This is a genomic window from Microbacterium sp. ACRRU (assembly GCF_022346945.1).
GTDB lineage: Bacteria > Actinomycetota > Actinomycetes > Actinomycetales > Microbacteriaceae > Microbacterium > Microbacterium mcarthurae.
In genome coordinates this window covers 29,692-44,498 of record NZ_JAKRNI010000018.1, presented here as the reverse complement: position 1 = coordinate 44,498, position 14,807 = coordinate 29,692, and the positions used below count along the sequence as shown (strand labels likewise).

At 69.3% G+C, this 14,807-nt stretch carries 15 protein-coding genes; 9 read left to right on the top strand and 6 right to left on the bottom strand.

All coding sequences use genetic code 11. The features are described 5' to 3' along the window. Positions 1–37: 37 nt before the first annotated feature. On the bottom strand, positions 38–598 hold the full coding sequence (locus MHY30_RS09975; RefSeq protein ID WP_239276766.1) for a ribonuclease H: 561 nt from the start codon (positions 596–598) through the stop codon (positions 38–40). Positions 599–703: 105 nt separating this feature from the next. Here MHY30_RS09975 and MHY30_RS09970 point away from each other — a divergent pair, with 105 nt between their 5' ends. Then, positions 704–1,222: a hypothetical protein gene (locus MHY30_RS09970; RefSeq protein WP_239276765.1), complete on the top strand. Its 519-nt coding sequence runs from the start codon at positions 704–706 to the stop codon at positions 1,220–1,222. Positions 1,223–1,231: 9 nt separating this feature from the next. On the opposite strand, the gene gnd is transcribed toward MHY30_RS09970, so the two are convergent. Together gnd and MHY30_RS09960 are read right to left on the bottom strand one after the other, a co-directional pair. Then, positions 1,232–2,293: a phosphogluconate dehydrogenase (NAD(+)-dependent, decarboxylating) gene (gene gnd / locus MHY30_RS09965; RefSeq protein ID WP_239276764.1), complete on the bottom strand. Its 1,062-nt coding sequence runs from the start codon at positions 2,291–2,293 to the stop codon at positions 1,232–1,234. A gap of 83 nt (positions 2,294–2,376) precedes the next feature. Next, on the bottom strand, positions 2,377–2,880 hold the full coding sequence (locus tag MHY30_RS09960; protein WP_239276763.1) for a bifunctional nuclease family protein: 504 nt from the start codon (positions 2,878–2,880) through the stop codon (positions 2,377–2,379). A gap of 168 nt (positions 2,881–3,048) precedes the next feature. Here MHY30_RS09960 and MHY30_RS09955 point away from each other — a divergent pair, with 168 nt between their 5' ends. From MHY30_RS09955 to MHY30_RS15360, 4 genes are read left to right on the top strand one after another with little or no spacing between them, the layout of a single operon-like run. Then, on the top strand, positions 3,049–3,984 hold the full coding sequence (locus MHY30_RS09955; protein WP_239276762.1) for a hypothetical protein: 936 nt from the start codon (positions 3,049–3,051) through the stop codon (positions 3,982–3,984). Between the two features lie 26 nt (positions 3,985–4,010). Further along, on the top strand, positions 4,011–5,498 hold the full coding sequence (locus tag MHY30_RS09950) for a hypothetical protein (protein WP_239276761.1): 1,488 nt from the start codon (positions 4,011–4,013) through the stop codon (positions 5,496–5,498). Beyond that, positions 5,495–6,172 (top strand): ABC transporter ATP-binding protein, encoded by a 678-nt coding sequence (locus MHY30_RS09945; RefSeq protein WP_239276760.1) that lies wholly within the window; start codon positions 5,495–5,497, stop codon positions 6,170–6,172. Before MHY30_RS09950 ends, MHY30_RS09945 begins: the two co-directional genes overlap by 4 nt. Positions 6,173–6,180: 8 nt before the next feature. Beyond that, complete coding sequence (locus MHY30_RS15360) at positions 6,181–7,401, top strand: ABC transporter permease (RefSeq protein WP_239276759.1); 1,221 nt, start codon at positions 6,181–6,183, stop codon at positions 7,399–7,401. 2 nt (positions 7,402–7,403) lie between these two features. Here MHY30_RS15360 and MHY30_RS09935 read toward each other — a convergent pair whose 3' ends face one another. The 3 genes from MHY30_RS09935 to MHY30_RS09925 all read right to left on the bottom strand — a co-directional run bounded on the left by MHY30_RS09935 (position 7,404) and on the right by MHY30_RS09925 (position 8,878). Then, complete coding sequence (locus MHY30_RS09935) at positions 7,404–7,766, bottom strand: hypothetical protein (protein ID WP_239276758.1); 363 nt, start codon at positions 7,764–7,766, stop codon at positions 7,404–7,406. 211 nt (positions 7,767–7,977) lie between these two features. Next, positions 7,978–8,223 carry a hypothetical protein gene (locus MHY30_RS09930; RefSeq protein WP_239276757.1) on the bottom strand — a complete coding sequence of 82 codons (246 nt, stop codon included), beginning with the start codon at positions 8,221–8,223 and terminating at the stop codon, positions 7,978–7,980. A gap of 100 nt (positions 8,224–8,323) precedes the next feature. Further along, positions 8,324–8,878, bottom strand: a complete 555-nt coding sequence (locus MHY30_RS09925) for a PadR family transcriptional regulator (RefSeq protein WP_239276756.1) — start codon at positions 8,876–8,878, stop codon at positions 8,324–8,326. Between the two features lie 134 nt (positions 8,879–9,012). Here MHY30_RS09925 and MHY30_RS09920 point away from each other — a divergent pair, with 134 nt between their 5' ends. From MHY30_RS09920 to cydC, 4 genes are read left to right on the top strand one after another with little or no spacing between them, the layout of a single operon-like run. Beyond that, positions 9,013–10,455: a cytochrome ubiquinol oxidase subunit I gene (locus MHY30_RS09920; RefSeq protein WP_239276755.1), complete on the top strand. Its 1,443-nt coding sequence runs from the start codon at positions 9,013–9,015 to the stop codon at positions 10,453–10,455. A gap of 10 nt (positions 10,456–10,465) precedes the next feature. Next, complete coding sequence (gene cydB, locus MHY30_RS09915) at positions 10,466–11,497, top strand: cytochrome d ubiquinol oxidase subunit II (RefSeq protein WP_239276754.1); 1,032 nt, start codon at positions 10,466–10,468, stop codon at positions 11,495–11,497. Beyond that, positions 11,494–13,119, top strand: a complete 1,626-nt coding sequence (cydD, locus tag MHY30_RS09910; protein ID WP_239276753.1) for a thiol reductant ABC exporter subunit CydD — start codon at positions 11,494–11,496, stop codon at positions 13,117–13,119. Before cydB ends, cydD begins: the two co-directional genes overlap by 4 nt. Then, the gene (cydC, locus tag MHY30_RS09905) at positions 13,116–14,804 is read left to right on the top strand and encodes a thiol reductant ABC exporter subunit CydC (RefSeq protein WP_308192656.1); all 1,689 of its coding nucleotides are present in this window, start codon (positions 13,116–13,118) and stop codon (positions 14,802–14,804) included. The genes cydD and cydC overlap by 4 nt, the downstream gene beginning before the upstream one ends. Positions 14,805–14,807: the final 3 nt, after the last annotated feature.

Below are 14,807 nucleotides of genomic sequence, written 5' to 3'. Positions count from 1 at the left end.
TCCGAAGAGGGGTGCCTGAGGGCACCCCTCTCTCGCGTCACCGTCCGTGACGATCGGCCGCTGATCGCGGGGGCGCCGACGAGACGTCGAGCCGGTCCAGGCCTCGCAGCGACGTCCAGATCAGCTCCTCGCCCTTCGCGGCGTGCTGCGACGCGCGCACGGCACGCTCGTCGGCCCACGAGTTCAGCACGTGGCCGCTGTGTCCACGCACGTGTTCCAGCACGACATCCGGGAGCCCCGCCGCCCGGCGCGCGTCGCGCGCCGCAATGAGCGCTTCGAGGATGCCGCGGTTGGCCACAGGCTTCTTCGCCGAGGTCACCCAGCCGCGTCGGCGATGGCCGTCCATCCACGACGAGTACGTATCGATGGCGTACTTCGAGTCCGCCTGCACCACGAGGTCGCGCACCTCGGCATGATCGGTGATGGCGTGCAAGAGTCCGAGCAGTTCGCCGATGTTGTTCGTGCCCTCGGGGACGGACCCCGCGGCCCAGTGCCCGTCCTCTCCCACCCAGGCCCACCCCGCGGGTCCGGGGTTGCCCTTGCACGCGCCGTCGGTGGCGACGATGTAACGATCGGGGGAAGACTCGGCGGTGCTCATCTCTCTAGTCTCGCCGACGCCGGCCGGATGAACTCATGAGCGTCGAAGGGCGGTATTGCGTGCCGGTCGTCGCAGCGACGTCGACGGGCGTGGCACAGTCTCCCCATGCCTGAGCTCCGCACCCGACTGTCGATCGCTGCCCGCGTCGCCATCGCCGCGGCTGCCGTAATCATCGCCGGTGCCGTCGGCTTCCTCATCTGGTTCCTGAACACCCCCGAGGATCCGAACGAAGAAGCCACGCAGAGACTGCAGCAGTGGCAGCAACTCTTCGAGCAATACCGGGAGACGAACGGCGCGCTGCCCGCTCTCCCAGACGGCGGCTACTGCCTCGGGACCGGATTCCCCACGGGGAGCGGGGGCACGACCAACTGCCGCGACTACGACGCGAGCAACTACTACACCGAACAGGGCAGCGTCGAACTCATGGAGGCGCTCGCCTCCGTCGGAACCCTTCCCACGGGTGTCTCCGCTGCCGTGAACGGGACGATCGGCCCCTACGTGGAGTACCGCGGCGACGAGGTCGTACTGCTCACGGCGCAAGAGAGCGGCTGCGTCGCACCCGCCACCGACGTGTGGAACGACGGAGCCGCCCTCTTCATCTGCGCTATCTCGCTCGCTCGCTGACGCGATGGGTCACCCCTCGCTGCTGTCAGCCTTCTTCGCGCCCGCCTCGAGCACATCGCCCGCGGGGAGCTCCTGGTGTCCACCGAACTGCAACCGCATGGCTGACAGCACCTGGTTGGCGAAGTGGTCCTCGCCCCGTGAGGCGAATCGTTCGAACAGCGACGAGGCCAGGACGGGCACCGGCACGCCCATGTCGACGGCGGCCTTGACCGTCCATCGGCCCTCACCCGAATCCGATACACGACCGGCCAGTCCGTCGAGCGTCGGATTCTGCGCGAGAGCGGCGGCGGTGAGGTCGAGCAACCACGAGGAGATCACCGATCCGCGCCGCCACAGCTCGGCGACCTTCGCGGTGTCGATGTCGAACTGGTAGTACTCCGGCTCCTCCAGCGGCGCGACCTCGGCGGAGTGCTCCCCCTGACGCATCCCCGCGTCGGCGTTGTTCAGGACGTTGAGCCCCTCGGCGAGCGCCGCCATGATGCCGTACTCGATGCCGTTGTGCACCATCTTCACGAAGTGCCCGGCACCCGAGGGACCGCAGTGCAGGTAGCCGCGCTCCTCCGGCGTGTAGTCGCCCGTGCGGCCGGGTGTGCGTTCGACCTCACCCGGGCCGGGAGCGATCGTACGCAGGACGGGTTCCAGGTGCGCGACGGCCTCGTCGTGGCCGCCCACCATGAGGCAGTAGCCGCGTTCGAGACCGAAGACACCGCCGCTGGTGCCGATGTCGACATAGTGGATGCCAGTGTCCTGAAGCTTCGCTGCCCGCCGCACGTCGTCGCGATAGTTGGAGTTGCCGCCGTCGATGATGATGTCACCGGCGTCCAGCACCTGAGCGACCTCGTCGACGACACCGCCGGTGAGCCCCGCGGGGATCATGAGCCAGACCGCGCGCGGCTTCTCCAGCTTGGCGGCGAGGTCGGCGATGCTCGAAGCGCCGACGGCGCCCTCCGCGACCAGGGCCGAAACGGCATCCTGATTGACGTCGTAGACGACGCAGTCGTGGCCGTCCTTCATGAGTCTGCGGACGATGTTGGCGCCCATCCGTCCGAGTCCGACCATGGCGAGTTGCATCCGTACCCCGTTCGTCGTGGATCACCGCCGCGATCGACGGCTCTCACGCGAGTCTAGAAGCGTGGCGAGACGTCGCGGCCGGGTCAGCCCTGGAAGTCGTCGGGGTCGACGTCGTCGAGGAACTTCCGGAACTCCTCGACCCGGTCGTCGTCGCCCCTCGTGTCGAACTCGACCGCCCCTTCGGGCACGCCCGCCTCGGCCAGCACCGCCTCGGCGACCGCAATCGGCGCGTCGGTGCGGGCGGCGAGAGCGATGGCATCCGAGGGGCGCGCGTCGACGACGAACGGTCCCCGCGGCGTACGCACGTGGATCTCGGCGTAGAACGTGCCCTCGACCAACCGAGTCACCTCGACCCGGTCGACGGATGCCGAGAGGCCCTGGAGCATGACGACCATCAGGTCGTGCGAAAGCGGGCGTGGGGCGGCCGCGCCCTCGATCGCGACGAGGATCGACATCGCCTCCTGCGGGCCGATCCATATCGGGAGGACCACGGCATCTTCCCGCTCGGCGCCCGACAGCGGGGCCAGCAGGATGACGTGCTGTTGGGCGGAGTCGAGAGCCACGCCGAGCACGCGTACCGGGACCATGACGCCATGTTAGGGGCCGCAACCGAACGGATGAGCAGACGGGTGAATCACTGGGCGGCCCGGCTACTTCCTTCGCGGACCCGCGCGGCACACATCACTGGCTCACAGGTGTGCCTCATGTCTCCAAAAGCTTCGCTGCTACCTCTGGTTTTCGACCAGGAGGTACTCATGTCATTCCACCGCAACACTTTCGCCGTCCCCGCCGCCCTCGGTATCGTGCTGATTCTCGCCGGGTGCACGGCGTCATCCCCAGCAGACGACAGCACCGCAACAGGACAATCGCCCCTCACGCCCTACCTTTCTGCGCTCTTCGGCGCCGCCAGCGATCCCAACGCGGACAGTGCCGCGCTCCTGGAGCAAGAGAAGAAGCGGCAAGGAGTGATCGCCGAATGCATGAAAGAGCAGGGCTTCGATTACGTACCATACGTCGACGCCACGGCGTACAGCACCGTGTCCGCGGATGACTGGAAGCCCGACGACCGCTCGTGGGTCGCGCAGAACGGGTACGGGATGCTCCGATCATTCGAGCAGACCCCCGAGACGTCAGAACCAGACCCCAACACCAAGCACCTGGAATCGCTTCCCGAATCGCAGCAGCGCGCCTGGAATCGAGCACTGCTGGGCGACTACGCCGGAGAAGAGGCCCCGCAGGAGTGGATTCCCGCGAGGGCCGGATGCTCCGGCAAGGCCGACCAACAGACCTCCGCAGACTCGGACGAGTTCGCCGACCTCCGGCAGGCCCTGGGCACGCTCCAGGAGAAGGTCACGTCGTCGCCGGAGATCGCGCGGGCGGATAGTGAGTGGGCGGCCTGCATGACGGCGGCCGGATACAGCTTCACGAACCCGCAGGGCGCCATCACGAGCCTCAGTCAGCAGTGGATGGAGCTGCTGGGAGACGGGAGCACACAGCCCGACGCCTCCGCGAAGGAGAAGTTCAAGACGGAGGAGATCGAGACGGCACTGGCTGATCTGGACTGCCGCACGAAGACCGGCTACGACGAGCGGGTTGAGAAGGTTCAGTGGGCGGCCGAGGAGAAGTTCGTCGCCGACCACAGGTCGGAGCTCGATAAGGCCAAAGCGGCGGCCGAGCAGGGTAACTCGTGACGGGCGTGCGCACTCGGGTGGGCCATATGGTCGCGCCGGTCCGGGCGATCATCCGCCGCAACCGCCCGCTGTGGATCGTGTCCGCGGTCGCAGTGGCGTCGCTGGTGACCGGTCTCGTGGTGGGACGCTTCGTCGTGTCACCGACGGACGCCGCTGCTCTGGGGTCTCCCCCCGCGCCCGGCTACGTGACCGCCCCGGTGGAGTATGGGCCGCTCAGCAACGAGGTCACGATGCGAGCCGACTTCGGTTACGCCGATCCAGTCGACGTGAAGATCGATACGACCGACCTGCCCGGCCAACCCATCGTGACCGGACGGGTGCCGGAGGTCGGTACCCAGCTGAACCCGCTCTCCGTCGCTCTGGAAGTCGCGGGACGCCCCGTCATTGTGCTGCCCGGGGACCTTCCCGCGTACCGTTCGCTCCGCTTCGGCGTCTCCGGACCGGACGTGTCTCAGTTCAAGTCCGCGATGCGCTCCATCGGGTTGGACGCCGGCGACCCAGAGAACGCGGTCTTCGATGAGCAGGCCGCTTCAGCAGTGAAGGCACTGTACGCGCAGGCGGGCTACCCGGCTCCGGCAGTCTCTGAGGATGCCGAGGCGGCGGTTCGTTCGTCTCGGTCCGCCGTCGCCAGCGCCGAACGGGCCGTCGCAACCGCCTCGTCCGCTTACGACAAGGCGAGAGCCGGAGCGACGGCCGCGGAGAAGCAAGAGGCGGACAACGCTGTGGCGAGTGCACAACGGGCCTTGGATGCCGCTGTGGCCAGCGGCGAAACCGAGGCGCGCGTGGCCGATTTGCGGGACGCGCTCGCGTTGGCCAAAACCAAGCGCGCGCAGCTGGACGTCGCACCGGACGCGTCCTCCGCTCAGACGGACCTTCGTAGCGCCCAGGAGCAGCTCGATCAGGCACGCGAAGATCTCGCGCGGGCACAGGAGCGAGCACTCCCGTACCTCCCCGCCGGGGAGGTGCTCTACCTCTCGGCCCTTCCCCGTCGCGTCGACTCGGTGGAGGCCCAGCGCGGAGCGGAACTCAAGGGCACGGCGATGACCGTGTCCGGTGCCGCGCTCTCGCTTTCCGGATCGGTTCCCGAGTCCGATGCCCGGCTCGTGAAGAAAGATGGCAAGGCAGTCGTCGACCTTCCCGACGGTTCGACGCTCGACGCCACGGTCACCAGCGTCACTCCTGGTCAGAAAGCGGGTGATCGATGGACGGTGACCCTCGCGCCGGCGGCCGTCACCGACCAGCAGCTGACGGAACTGCGCGGGCAGAATCTCCGTGTTCGCATCCCCGTCGCCGCCACCGATGGCGACGTCCTCCACGTCCCTCTCGCCGCCCTCACCGCGGGGCCCGGGGGCGAGGATCGGGTCGAGGTCGTCACCGGCGACCCCCGGGACGGACAGTCCGCATCGACGCGCCGCGTCGCGGTCGAGACGGGGCTGTCCGCCTCGGGAGCAGTAGAAGTACGTCCCGTCGATGGAGAGCTGTCCAAGGGCGACCTCGTGGTGGTGGGACGATGATCGCCCCGCTTCTCGAGTTACAGGAGGTGACGCGTTCCTTCCCGGGGCCGCCGGAAGTGCGGGCGCTGCGGGGAGTCGACCTCACGATCCACGAAGGCGACTACCTTGCCATCGTCGGTCCTAGTGGCTCAGGGAAATCCACGATGCTCAACATCCTGGGACTGCTCGACCGGCCCACCAGTGGCGAGTACCTGCTCGGGGGCGAACCGACCACGACGCTCGATGACGACGCACGCACGGCCCTGCGGGCTCGACAACTGGGATTCGTCTTCCAGGCGTTCCACTTGCTTCCGCGGCGATCGGTGGAGGAGAACGTCATGCTGCCTCTGATCTACAGCGACGCCCCCCGGGGCGACCGAGAATCGCGCGCGAGAGAAGCCCTCGAACGAGTGGGGCTGGGCCACCGCCTGGGCTTCAGGCCGGACGTCCTTTCGGGCGGCGAGCGCCAGCGTGTCGCGGTCGCGCGCGCTCTGGTGACGAGGCCGCGCCTGGTCCTCGCCGACGAGCCCACGGGGAACCTCGACGGAAGGACGACAGAGGAGATCATGACCCTTTTCGAAGCGCTGCATGAGGGAGGCATGACGCTGGTGATCATCACCCACGACACCACCGTGGCGAAGCGCGCCGACCGAGTGATTCGCATCAGCGACGGCCGCATGAGCGAGAGATCGTGAAGCGCCGCGTGCGAGCGAATCGCTTCGGTTGGAACGACCTCCTTGCCGAGGCGACGAGCGACATCGGTGTACGTCCGGGGCGCCTCGTGGCCACGATCGCCGGGGCCACGCTGGGCGTAGCCGCGCTCGTCGCCACGATCGGGCTGGCAGGGACCGCGTCGGCTCAGATCGAGCGTCAGTTCGACGCCGTCGCTTCGACACAGGTCGTCGCCTCGCCGGCCACCGCGAAGGACAAGGATGGCAAATCCGTCGCCACCGCCGCACTCCCCGAGGACGCCGCTGCGCGGGTCGCACGGCTGGCGGGAGTGGAGGCCTCCGCGACACTCAGCCCTCTGGATCTGCGCGGCGGGACGGTTTCCGCCGTGTCGATCACGGATCCTTCCGCGGCGGCCGCTGTGCCCCCGACGATCTACGCGACCTCCGAGGGCCTGCTCAGCACAGCCGGTGGGCACGTCGTCACGGGACGTTTCTTCGATGCCGGCCATGACCGCCGCGGCGATCGCGTGGCGGTTCTCGGGTCGGAGACCGCCAAGGCGCTGGGTATCACGCGAGTGGACTCACAGCCGTCGGTCTTCCTCGATGGGCGCGCCTACGCCGTGATCGGAATCATCAGCGGGACCGAGGCCATCGGCGATCTCGTCAATGCTCTCGTCATCCCCGACGGCGCGGCGCGACGGGATTTCGGTCTGCGCTCGCCAGCAACCGTGCGGGCGAAGATCGTCGTCGGCGCCGGGCCGCAATTGCGACAGCAGATCGCGCTCGCGCTGTTCCCCGACCAGCCCGACGATGTCACCGTCGGCGCGCCCCCCGCGTCCTCGACCGTGAGCTCAGGAGTTCAGAACGACCTCACGACCATCTTCGCCGCCGTCGGCCTCGTCGTCCTTCTCGTGGGCGGGCTGGGCATCGCGAACGTGACCATGCTCTCGGTGACCGAACGGACGAGCGAGATCGGCTTGCGACGCGCCCTCGGAGCCACGCGGCGTCAGGTCGCCGCTCAGTTCGTCGTGGAGTCGGTCGTCGTCGGCGGCCTCGGCGGCCTGATCGGCGCCGCACTAGGCGTCTTCACCGTCGTCGGGGTGGCGGTGGTGCAGAACTGGACGCCGGTGCTCGATCCGTTCATCGCCATCGGTGGCGCGCTGCTGGGCGCCCTCGTAGGTCTGATCGCCGGGGGTCTGCCGGCCCGCCGTGCGGCACGCGTCGAGCCCGTCGTGGCTCTGCGAGGATCATGAGGTCACCAGCCGAAGGTGTTGAACCACTCCCGCCGTCGATCGGCATCGGCTCGGGTGGGGTCGCCCCGCCACGTGTCGTGCGGCCTCAACGTCCCGTCGTCCTGCAACGGCACGAAGGCCCAGCAGGTGGGACAGAGGGATCGACCACCCGGGAATCCGTCGTCCAGGCGGGGAGCCGGTTCGGCCGGAGACCCCCCGGCGGGGCACTCGGGCGGGTCGGCCTGGAGGTCGTTCCACAGGAGCGCGCCGCCACGACGGTGATGGAGGCCGCGATGGCCCTTCTCACGCGTGCAGATCTCTCCTCTTCGGCGGCTCAGGCACAACCTTCGAGCCGCGCCCGGCAGGCGAGCCAGCGTCTGCGTCATCTTCTGATTCTCGTCGCTGCGATCGCACCGGGGGCAGATGCGCGATGCGAATGGGACGGTGGGGTCCGGTGGGGAAGGGATCGGCGGTCATCGTCGACCACCACCGGCGAGTCGGTAAAGCATGTCGACCTCCTGGTGATTCGACACTCCGTCAGCCCTCCCGCGACGCCGAGGGGGTTGACTCCGCGAACGGGCGTGCTACCCGGCGCCGTCAGCTCCCGGCGCGGCGCAGAACCGTGTCGACGGCGGCATGGAACGTCAGGTGTTGCGCGACCTCGACGGCGCGGTCGTAACGCGTTCCCCCCAGAGCCCCGAAAACGGCCCCGACCACCTCGACGTACCCCACGATGAGCCCGTCCCGTGCGACCTCGTACAGGTCCAGGTCGATCCGCGTCCAGGGGATCTCCGTGGTGGTGTCGAAGCGACCCGGACGGCGAAGGGGCATGTCCATGACCATGAGAGAACTCCTTGTTGATATCCGGGGTACTCTCAGGGTGCGCCGCGCGTCGGCGTGTCGTTTCGGGGTTGACGAATCGTGGATCTCGGGATACGGCCGCTCAGCCGGCGGCTCGCACCGGCCGGCCGCGGCGAGGACGTTCCGTCGAGAGGCCGAACGGGGTGGCATCGGCGGCCAGCCTCTCGACCTCGTCGAGGAAGCGGAGGTCGGCGTCCAGCCGCGCGCGGCGGGCGGCGAGGACGACCGCGCGCGCGACGGCATCCATCTGCTCGTCGTCGTCCGCCCTCGTTTCGGCCAGGGCCTCGCGAACCGCGGCCCGCTGGACGGCGATCATGCGCGCGACGTCCGCCCCGGGCAGAGTGAGCGCCAAGGCGATGCGCAGAGCGACCTCATCCCGCCGATCAGCGACCGATGCCTCGCCGAGCCACGCGCGGGCTTCCGCGCGACCCGCGGCGGTGGTCCCCCACAGCACGCGACCCTCTTCATCCACGCCCCGGTGCTCCACGAGACCGTCACGCTGAAGTCTCTCGAGGGTGGTGTACACCTGCCCGACATTGACCGCCGCACCCGTGCGGCGCAGGTACTCGGCGCGCAGTTGCGAGCCGTAGCAGTCGCCGCGATCGAGGATCGCTAGCAGGCTTTGGCGTACGGACATAGGGCCCTCCGACCCGTGAACAAATGGCTTTCCGAGTATATGGTTCGATGCCGAGTGATCGCTCTCCGCCGCACCATGACGCGGGAGTAGCCTGTGGTCAGACCACAGAGAAGGTCGTCGATCGGAGGCATCCCGTGGAGTGGCTCGACCCCCTCATCCTCGCTCGGTGGCAGTTCGGCCTGACCACCCTTTACCACTTCCTGTTCGTGCCCCTGACGCTCGGCATGTCGTTGGTCGTGGCCATCTTCCAGACCGTCTGGTACCGCACGGGCGACGTGAAGTGGCTGCACCTGACGCGCTTCTTCGGGAAGATCTTCCTGATCAACTTCGCGATGGGCGTCGTGACCGGCATCGTCCAGGAATTCCAGTTCGGCATGAACTGGTCGGCCTACTCGCGTTTCGTCGGTGACGTGTTCGGCGCTCCCCTGGCGTTCGAGGGGCTGTTGGCATTCTTCCTGGAAGCCACATTCATCGGGCTGTGGATCTTCGGTTGGGACAAGCTCCCCCGCCTCGCCCACCTCGCGAGCATCTGGATGGCCACGCTCGGGGCGACCTTCTCGGCGTACTTCATCATCGCCGCGAACGCGTTCATGCAGAACCCGGTCGGCTACCAGATGGCCGCCGACGGCAGCCGCGCCGAACTCGTCGATTTCTGGGCCATGCTCACCAACCCCGTCGCCCTCGCCGCGTTCCCCCACACGATCTTCTCGGGCTGGATGTTCGCCGCGATGGTCGTGGTCGCCGTGTCCGCGTGGCACCTCGCCCGCGGACGCAACGTCGAGATGATGCGCAAGCCGCTGCGCTTCGGCCTGTGGTCTGCGGTCGTCTCGTTCGTCCTCGTCGCGATCGCCGGTGACCAGCTCAGCCTCGTCATGGTCGCCACGCAGCCGATGAAGATGGCCGCCGCCGAAGCGACCTTCAACACCGTCTGCGGGGCGGATGCCTCGTTCTCGATCTTCACGCTCGGCACCCCGGACGGCACGAGCGAGCTGTTCTCCATCCGCGTGCCGTTCCTTCTCAGCATCCTGTCGACGCACTCGCTCGACGGCTGCGTCGAAGGCATCAACGACCTCAACACGATGTACGCGCAGGAGATGTTCCCCCAGTTCGCCGACCAGGTCGACGGCAACTTCGCCCCCGTACTGTGGGTCACCTACTGGTCGTTCCGGTGGATGATCGCGCTCGGCGGCCTCGCCGCCCTCATCAGCGTCGTGGGCCTGTGGGTCACCCGCAAGAAGGCGACACGCCCCGTGGCTCCCTGGATGTGGCGCGTGGCGATCTGGGCCGCTCCCCTGCCGCTGCTGGGCAGCCTGGTCGGCTGGGTCTTCACCGAGATGGGCCGACAGCCGTGGATCGTCTTCGGCCTCATGCTCACCGAGGACGGTGTCTCGCCCAGCGTGCCCGGCTGGAGCGTCTTGATCTCGCTCATCGCCTTCACCGCGATCTACGCCACCCTGGCCGTGGTCGAGTTCGGGCTGATCAAGAAGCACGCGCAGAAGGGGCCGGACCCGCTGCCCGACCCAGACGCGCCGCGCGAGCCCGACACCATCGAGAACACCCCGACGACCGTCTACTAGGAGCACAGTCATGGACCTCGCATATCTCTGGTTCTGGATCGTCGGATTCCTCTTCATCGGGTACTTCGTCCTCGACGGGTTCGACTTCGGCGTGGGCATGTCGCTGCCGTTCCTCGGCAAGGACGACATCGCCCGCCGTCAGATCATCAACACGATCGGCCCCGTGTGGGACCTCAACGAGACGTGGGTGATCGTCGCCGGCGCCGCGCTGTTCGCCTCGTTCCCCGAGTGGTACGCCACGCTCTTCAGCGGGTTCTACCTGCCGCTGCTCCTCATCCTGCTCGCGCTGATCGCCCGGGGAGTGTCGTTCGAGTACCGCCATCAGCGGGAGTCGTTGAAGTGGAAGCGCGGCTTCGACCGCATGATCGTCGTCGGGTCGGCCGTGCCCGCGCTGCTGTGGGGTGTCGCCTTCGCGAACATCGTGCAGGGAGTCCCCCTGGATGCCGACCACGAGTACGTCGGCACGCTCTTCACGCTCCTCAACCCCTACGGCCTGCTCGGCGGCGTCGTGACGCTCCTGCTGTTCTTCACCCACGGCGTCTACTTCGTCGCACTGAAGACCGACGGGCAGGTCCGCAGCGACGCCCGCGCGCTGGCGAAGACGTCCGGGCTGCTCACGATCGTGGCCGCCGCGGTGTTCCTCGCCTGGACGATCCTGCAGGCCGCGAACAACGAGGCCCCGCTGCTGCTGGGTGTGGTGGCGCTGTCCGGCATCGCCGCACTGACGCTCATCGGCTCGTGGGTGGCGAACCTCCGCGATCGCGAAGGCACCGCCTTCACCCTCGGCGCGGTCACCATCGTCACCGCCGTCGCGGCGCTGTTCTTCGCGCTGTTCCCCAACGTCATGCCGTCGACGCTGGAGGCCGGCTCGAGCCTCACCATCGAGAACGCCTCGAGCACCGACTACACCCTGACCATCATGAGCTGGGCGGCGTTGATCTTCCTGCCGGTCGTGCTCGCGTACCAGGGCTGGACGTACTGGGTGTTCCGCAAGCGCGTCACGCGCGCACGGATCGAGAAGGCCGCGCTGGTGGCGCATTGACCGACACGACACGGGTGCGCCCCGTCGACCCCCGACTGGTGCGGTACGCCACCGCCTCCCGCGGCTTCTTCGCGGTGAGTGCGGCGATCGTCCTCGCCCAGACGGGGGTCGTCGTCGGCTTCGCGTGGGCGCTCACCTCCGCTCTCGTGGGTGCGATCGATGGACGCCCCCTCGCAGAGCTCTCCGCAGCCATCGCCGCTGCGGCGGCGCTCGTGGTGCTGCGCGGTCTGCTCGTGGCGGCGTCCGAACGCGTCGCGGCTCGCGGCGCCGCCGCCGCCTCCCTGCAGCTGAGGGAACGGCTGCTGTCCGCCGTCGCCGCGCTCGGCCCCGGTTGGCTCGCGCGGCGCAACGCCGCCTCCCTATCGGTGACGGCCGGGCACGGCCTCGAGGCGCTCGACTCCTACTTCAGCCGCTACCTCCCGCAGCTGGTGGCGACCGCGGTGACGACGCCGATCCTGATCGGGGCGATCACCCTGGCCGATCCGCTGTCCGGGCTCATCGTCGTGCTGACCCTGCCACTCATCCCCGTGTTCATGGTGCTCATCGGACTCGCGACCCGCACCGTGCAGAAGAAGCAGTACGGCACACTCGGTCGCCTCGCGGCGCGTTTCGCCGACACCGTCGAGGGCCTGGGGACCCTCAAGGCCTTCGGACGCGAGCACCGCGCCGCCGACACGATCGAACGCGTCACCCGTGACTACAAGCGCGAGACGATGACGGTGCTGCGCGTGTCGTTCCTGTCGGGCTTCGCGCTGGAGTTCCTGGCATCCATCTCGGTCGCCATCATCGCCGTGACCATCGGGTTCCGGCTGCTCGCGGGAGACCTGAGCCTGCTCGTGGGGCTCTTCGTCCTGCTGCTCGCTCCCGAGGCGTACCTGCCCATCCGCCAGGTGGGCGTGCAGTTCCACGCCGCCGCCGAGGGCGTCGCCGCGACCGAGGAGATCTTCGACGCGCTGGATTCGGCGCGCACGGCCGAGCGGCCGCGGGCCGATGCGGGCGGTGCGGGCACGTCCCTCGAGCTCGACGATGTCCTCGTCGCGCGCGGGGCGCACCGGATGCCACGGATCTCGCTGTCGATCGGACCCGGTGACGTCGTGCTGCTGAGTGGTCCGAGCGGCGTCGGCAAGTCAAGCCTGGTCGCCGCGATCCTCGGCTACGCCGAACATGAGGGCGAAGTGCGCGTCGACGGCTGCCCGGTCGCGCACGCTCGCGAGGTCGTGGCGTGGGCGGGGCAGCGACCCGGCCTGGTGTCGGGCACCGTCGCCGAGAATATCGCTCTCGGCTCTCCCGCGGACGCCCGCGAGATCGCACAGGCATTGGCCGACGCCGGTGCCGCCGACCTCGACCCCGCCACGCCGCTCGGCGCGGGGGGCGCAGGCTTGTCCGGCGGGCAGGCGCAACGCGTCGCGGTCGCGCGTGCCCTGTACCGTTCACGCGTCGCGGGCGCCCGCATCCTCGTCCTCGACGAGCCCTCGAGCGCCCTGGATGCCGCAACCGAGGCTCACCTCTGGCGCACCCTGCGCGCCGAGGCCGACGGCGGTGCGGGCGTGCTCCTGGTGTCGCACCGGCTCTCCGCCCGCGAGATCGCCGACCGGGTCGTCGAGCTGGGAGCACGCGCGTGAACGCCCGGGTTCGCGGCATCCTGGCCTCCGCTATGCCGACGCGCCGGCGGTTCGCCCCCGCGGTGCTGTCGGGTTTCGGCACCGCGGCGAGCGCGGTGGCTCTGCTCGCGGCGAGCGCGTGGTTGATCGCACGCGCGGCCGAACAGCCCTTGGTGATGTATCTGTCCGCCGCGGTCGTGGGCGTGCGCGCCTTCGCGCTGTCGCGCGGCGTCTTCCGCTACCTCGAGCGACTCACCGGGCACGACGCCGCGCTCGAACGACTCGCGGTCGTGCGAGCCGACCTCGTGCGCGACCTGGTGCCCCTCGCACCAGACGGTCTCGGTCGCGCGCGACGCGGTGGGTTGCTGTCGAGCGTCGTCGACGACGTCGAGGAGCTGCAGAACCTCCCGTTGCGCGTCGTTCTCCCGCTGTCCGTCGCCGGGATCACCTCGCTCGCGGCCGTCGCGTTCACGGCCCTGGTGTCGTGGCCGGCCGCGCTGACGCTCCTGGCGTGCCTGGCCGGGGCGTTCGCGGTGTCGGTGGCGGTCGGATGGGCGGCGGGGGCGCGGGCCGAACGTGCCATCGCACCGCTCCGCGGCGCAGTCGCCGATGCGGTCCACGACCTGCTGACCAACCTCGACGTGTTGACCGCCTACGGAGCGCTCGACGCGGCGAAAGAACGCGTTCGCTCCGCCGACCGAGCGCTTCGACGCGCGGTCGTGCGCCGCGGTGCCGCCCAGGGTCTCACCTCCGGCACGGTTTCCGTACTCGCCGGCCTCGCTTCCCTCTTCGCCCTCGTCGTGGCCGCCCCGGCCGTCACCGGTGGCACGCTCTCGGGGCCGGGCCTGGCCGTGGTGGTCCTGCTGCCGATGGCGGTCTTCGAGGTGTTCGGACCGGTGCCGCTGGCCTTGGCGTCGTGGCGCCAGGTGCGGGCGGCAGCCGAGCGCATCGCGGACGCGGTGCCCGCCGAGATTCCCGACGGTCTCCCCCGTCACGAGCCCGCCGCGCGGGGCGAGGCACCCTTGCTGGGGGCCGGTCTTGAGCTGCGCGACGTCGCCGCGCATTGGCCCGCGCGCAGCGACGCGGATGCCGACGACCCGGGGCGCATCGCTGACGTCACCCTGCGCGTCGGACCCGGCGAACGCGTCCTCGTCACCGGTCCGAGTGGCGCCGGCAAGACCACGCTCGCGCACGTCCTGGTCCGCTTCCTCGACTACGACGGCTCGTACACGATCGGCGGCATCGAGGCGCGCTCCCTCGCGGGCGACGACCTGCGCCGCACCGTCGGCCTGGTCGAGCAGTCCCCGTATCTGTTCGACGAGTCGGTGCGCCAGAATCTGCTCTTCGCCCGTGACGACGCCACCGACGCCGACCTGCGCCGCGTCCTCGAGCGCGTCGGACTCGACACGTGGATCGGCGAGCGCGGGGGCCTGGACGCTCCCGTCGGCGACCGGGGCGCCCTCGTCTCGGGAGGCCAGGCCCAGCGCCTGGCCCTCGCGCGCGCCCTGCTGCGCGGATTCCCCGTGCTGGTGCTCGACGAGCCCACCGCGGGCGTGGACCCCGCGGCATCCGACGCCCTTCTGCGCGATCTGCTCGGCGCGGTCGACGACGCGCGTGCGGTCGTCCTGATCTCGCACGTCGAGGTGCCCGAGAACCTCGTGGACCGGACCGTGCGCCTGGAAGAGGGCCGGGTCGTGGCGAGCTGAACC

Excerpts from the sequence above, each read along its gene's own strand:
- cydB (WP_239276754.1), top strand. The coding sequence starts at position 10,466 with ATGGACCTCGCATATCTCTGGTTCTGGATCGTCGGATTCCTCTTCATC.
- MHY30_RS09930 (WP_239276757.1), bottom strand. The coding sequence starts at position 8,223 with ATGGTCATGGACATGCCCCTTCGCCGTCCGGGTCGCTTCGACACCACC.
- MHY30_RS09970 (WP_239276765.1), top strand. The coding sequence starts at position 704 with ATGCCTGAGCTCCGCACCCGACTGTCGATCGCTGCCCGCGTCGCCATC.
- MHY30_RS09960 (WP_239276763.1), bottom strand. The coding sequence starts at position 2,880 with ATGGTCCCGGTACGCGTGCTCGGCGTGGCTCTCGACTCCGCCCAACAG.
- MHY30_RS09955 (WP_239276762.1), top strand. The coding sequence starts at position 3,049 with ATGTCATTCCACCGCAACACTTTCGCCGTCCCCGCCGCCCTCGGTATC.
- MHY30_RS09925 (WP_239276756.1), bottom strand. The coding sequence starts at position 8,878 with ATGTCCGTACGCCAAAGCCTGCTAGCGATCCTCGATCGCGGCGACTGC.
- gnd (WP_239276764.1), bottom strand. The coding sequence starts at position 2,293 with ATGCAACTCGCCATGGTCGGACTCGGACGGATGGGCGCCAACATCGTC.
- MHY30_RS09935 (WP_239276758.1), bottom strand. The coding sequence starts at position 7,766 with ATGACGCAGACGCTGGCTCGCCTGCCGGGCGCGGCTCGAAGGTTGTGC.
- MHY30_RS09945 (WP_239276760.1), top strand. The coding sequence starts at position 5,495 with ATGATCGCCCCGCTTCTCGAGTTACAGGAGGTGACGCGTTCCTTCCCG.
- MHY30_RS09975 (WP_239276766.1), bottom strand. The coding sequence starts at position 598 with ATGAGCACCGCCGAGTCTTCCCCCGATCGTTACATCGTCGCCACCGAC.
- MHY30_RS09950 (WP_239276761.1), top strand. The coding sequence starts at position 4,011 with ATGGTCGCGCCGGTCCGGGCGATCATCCGCCGCAACCGCCCGCTGTGG.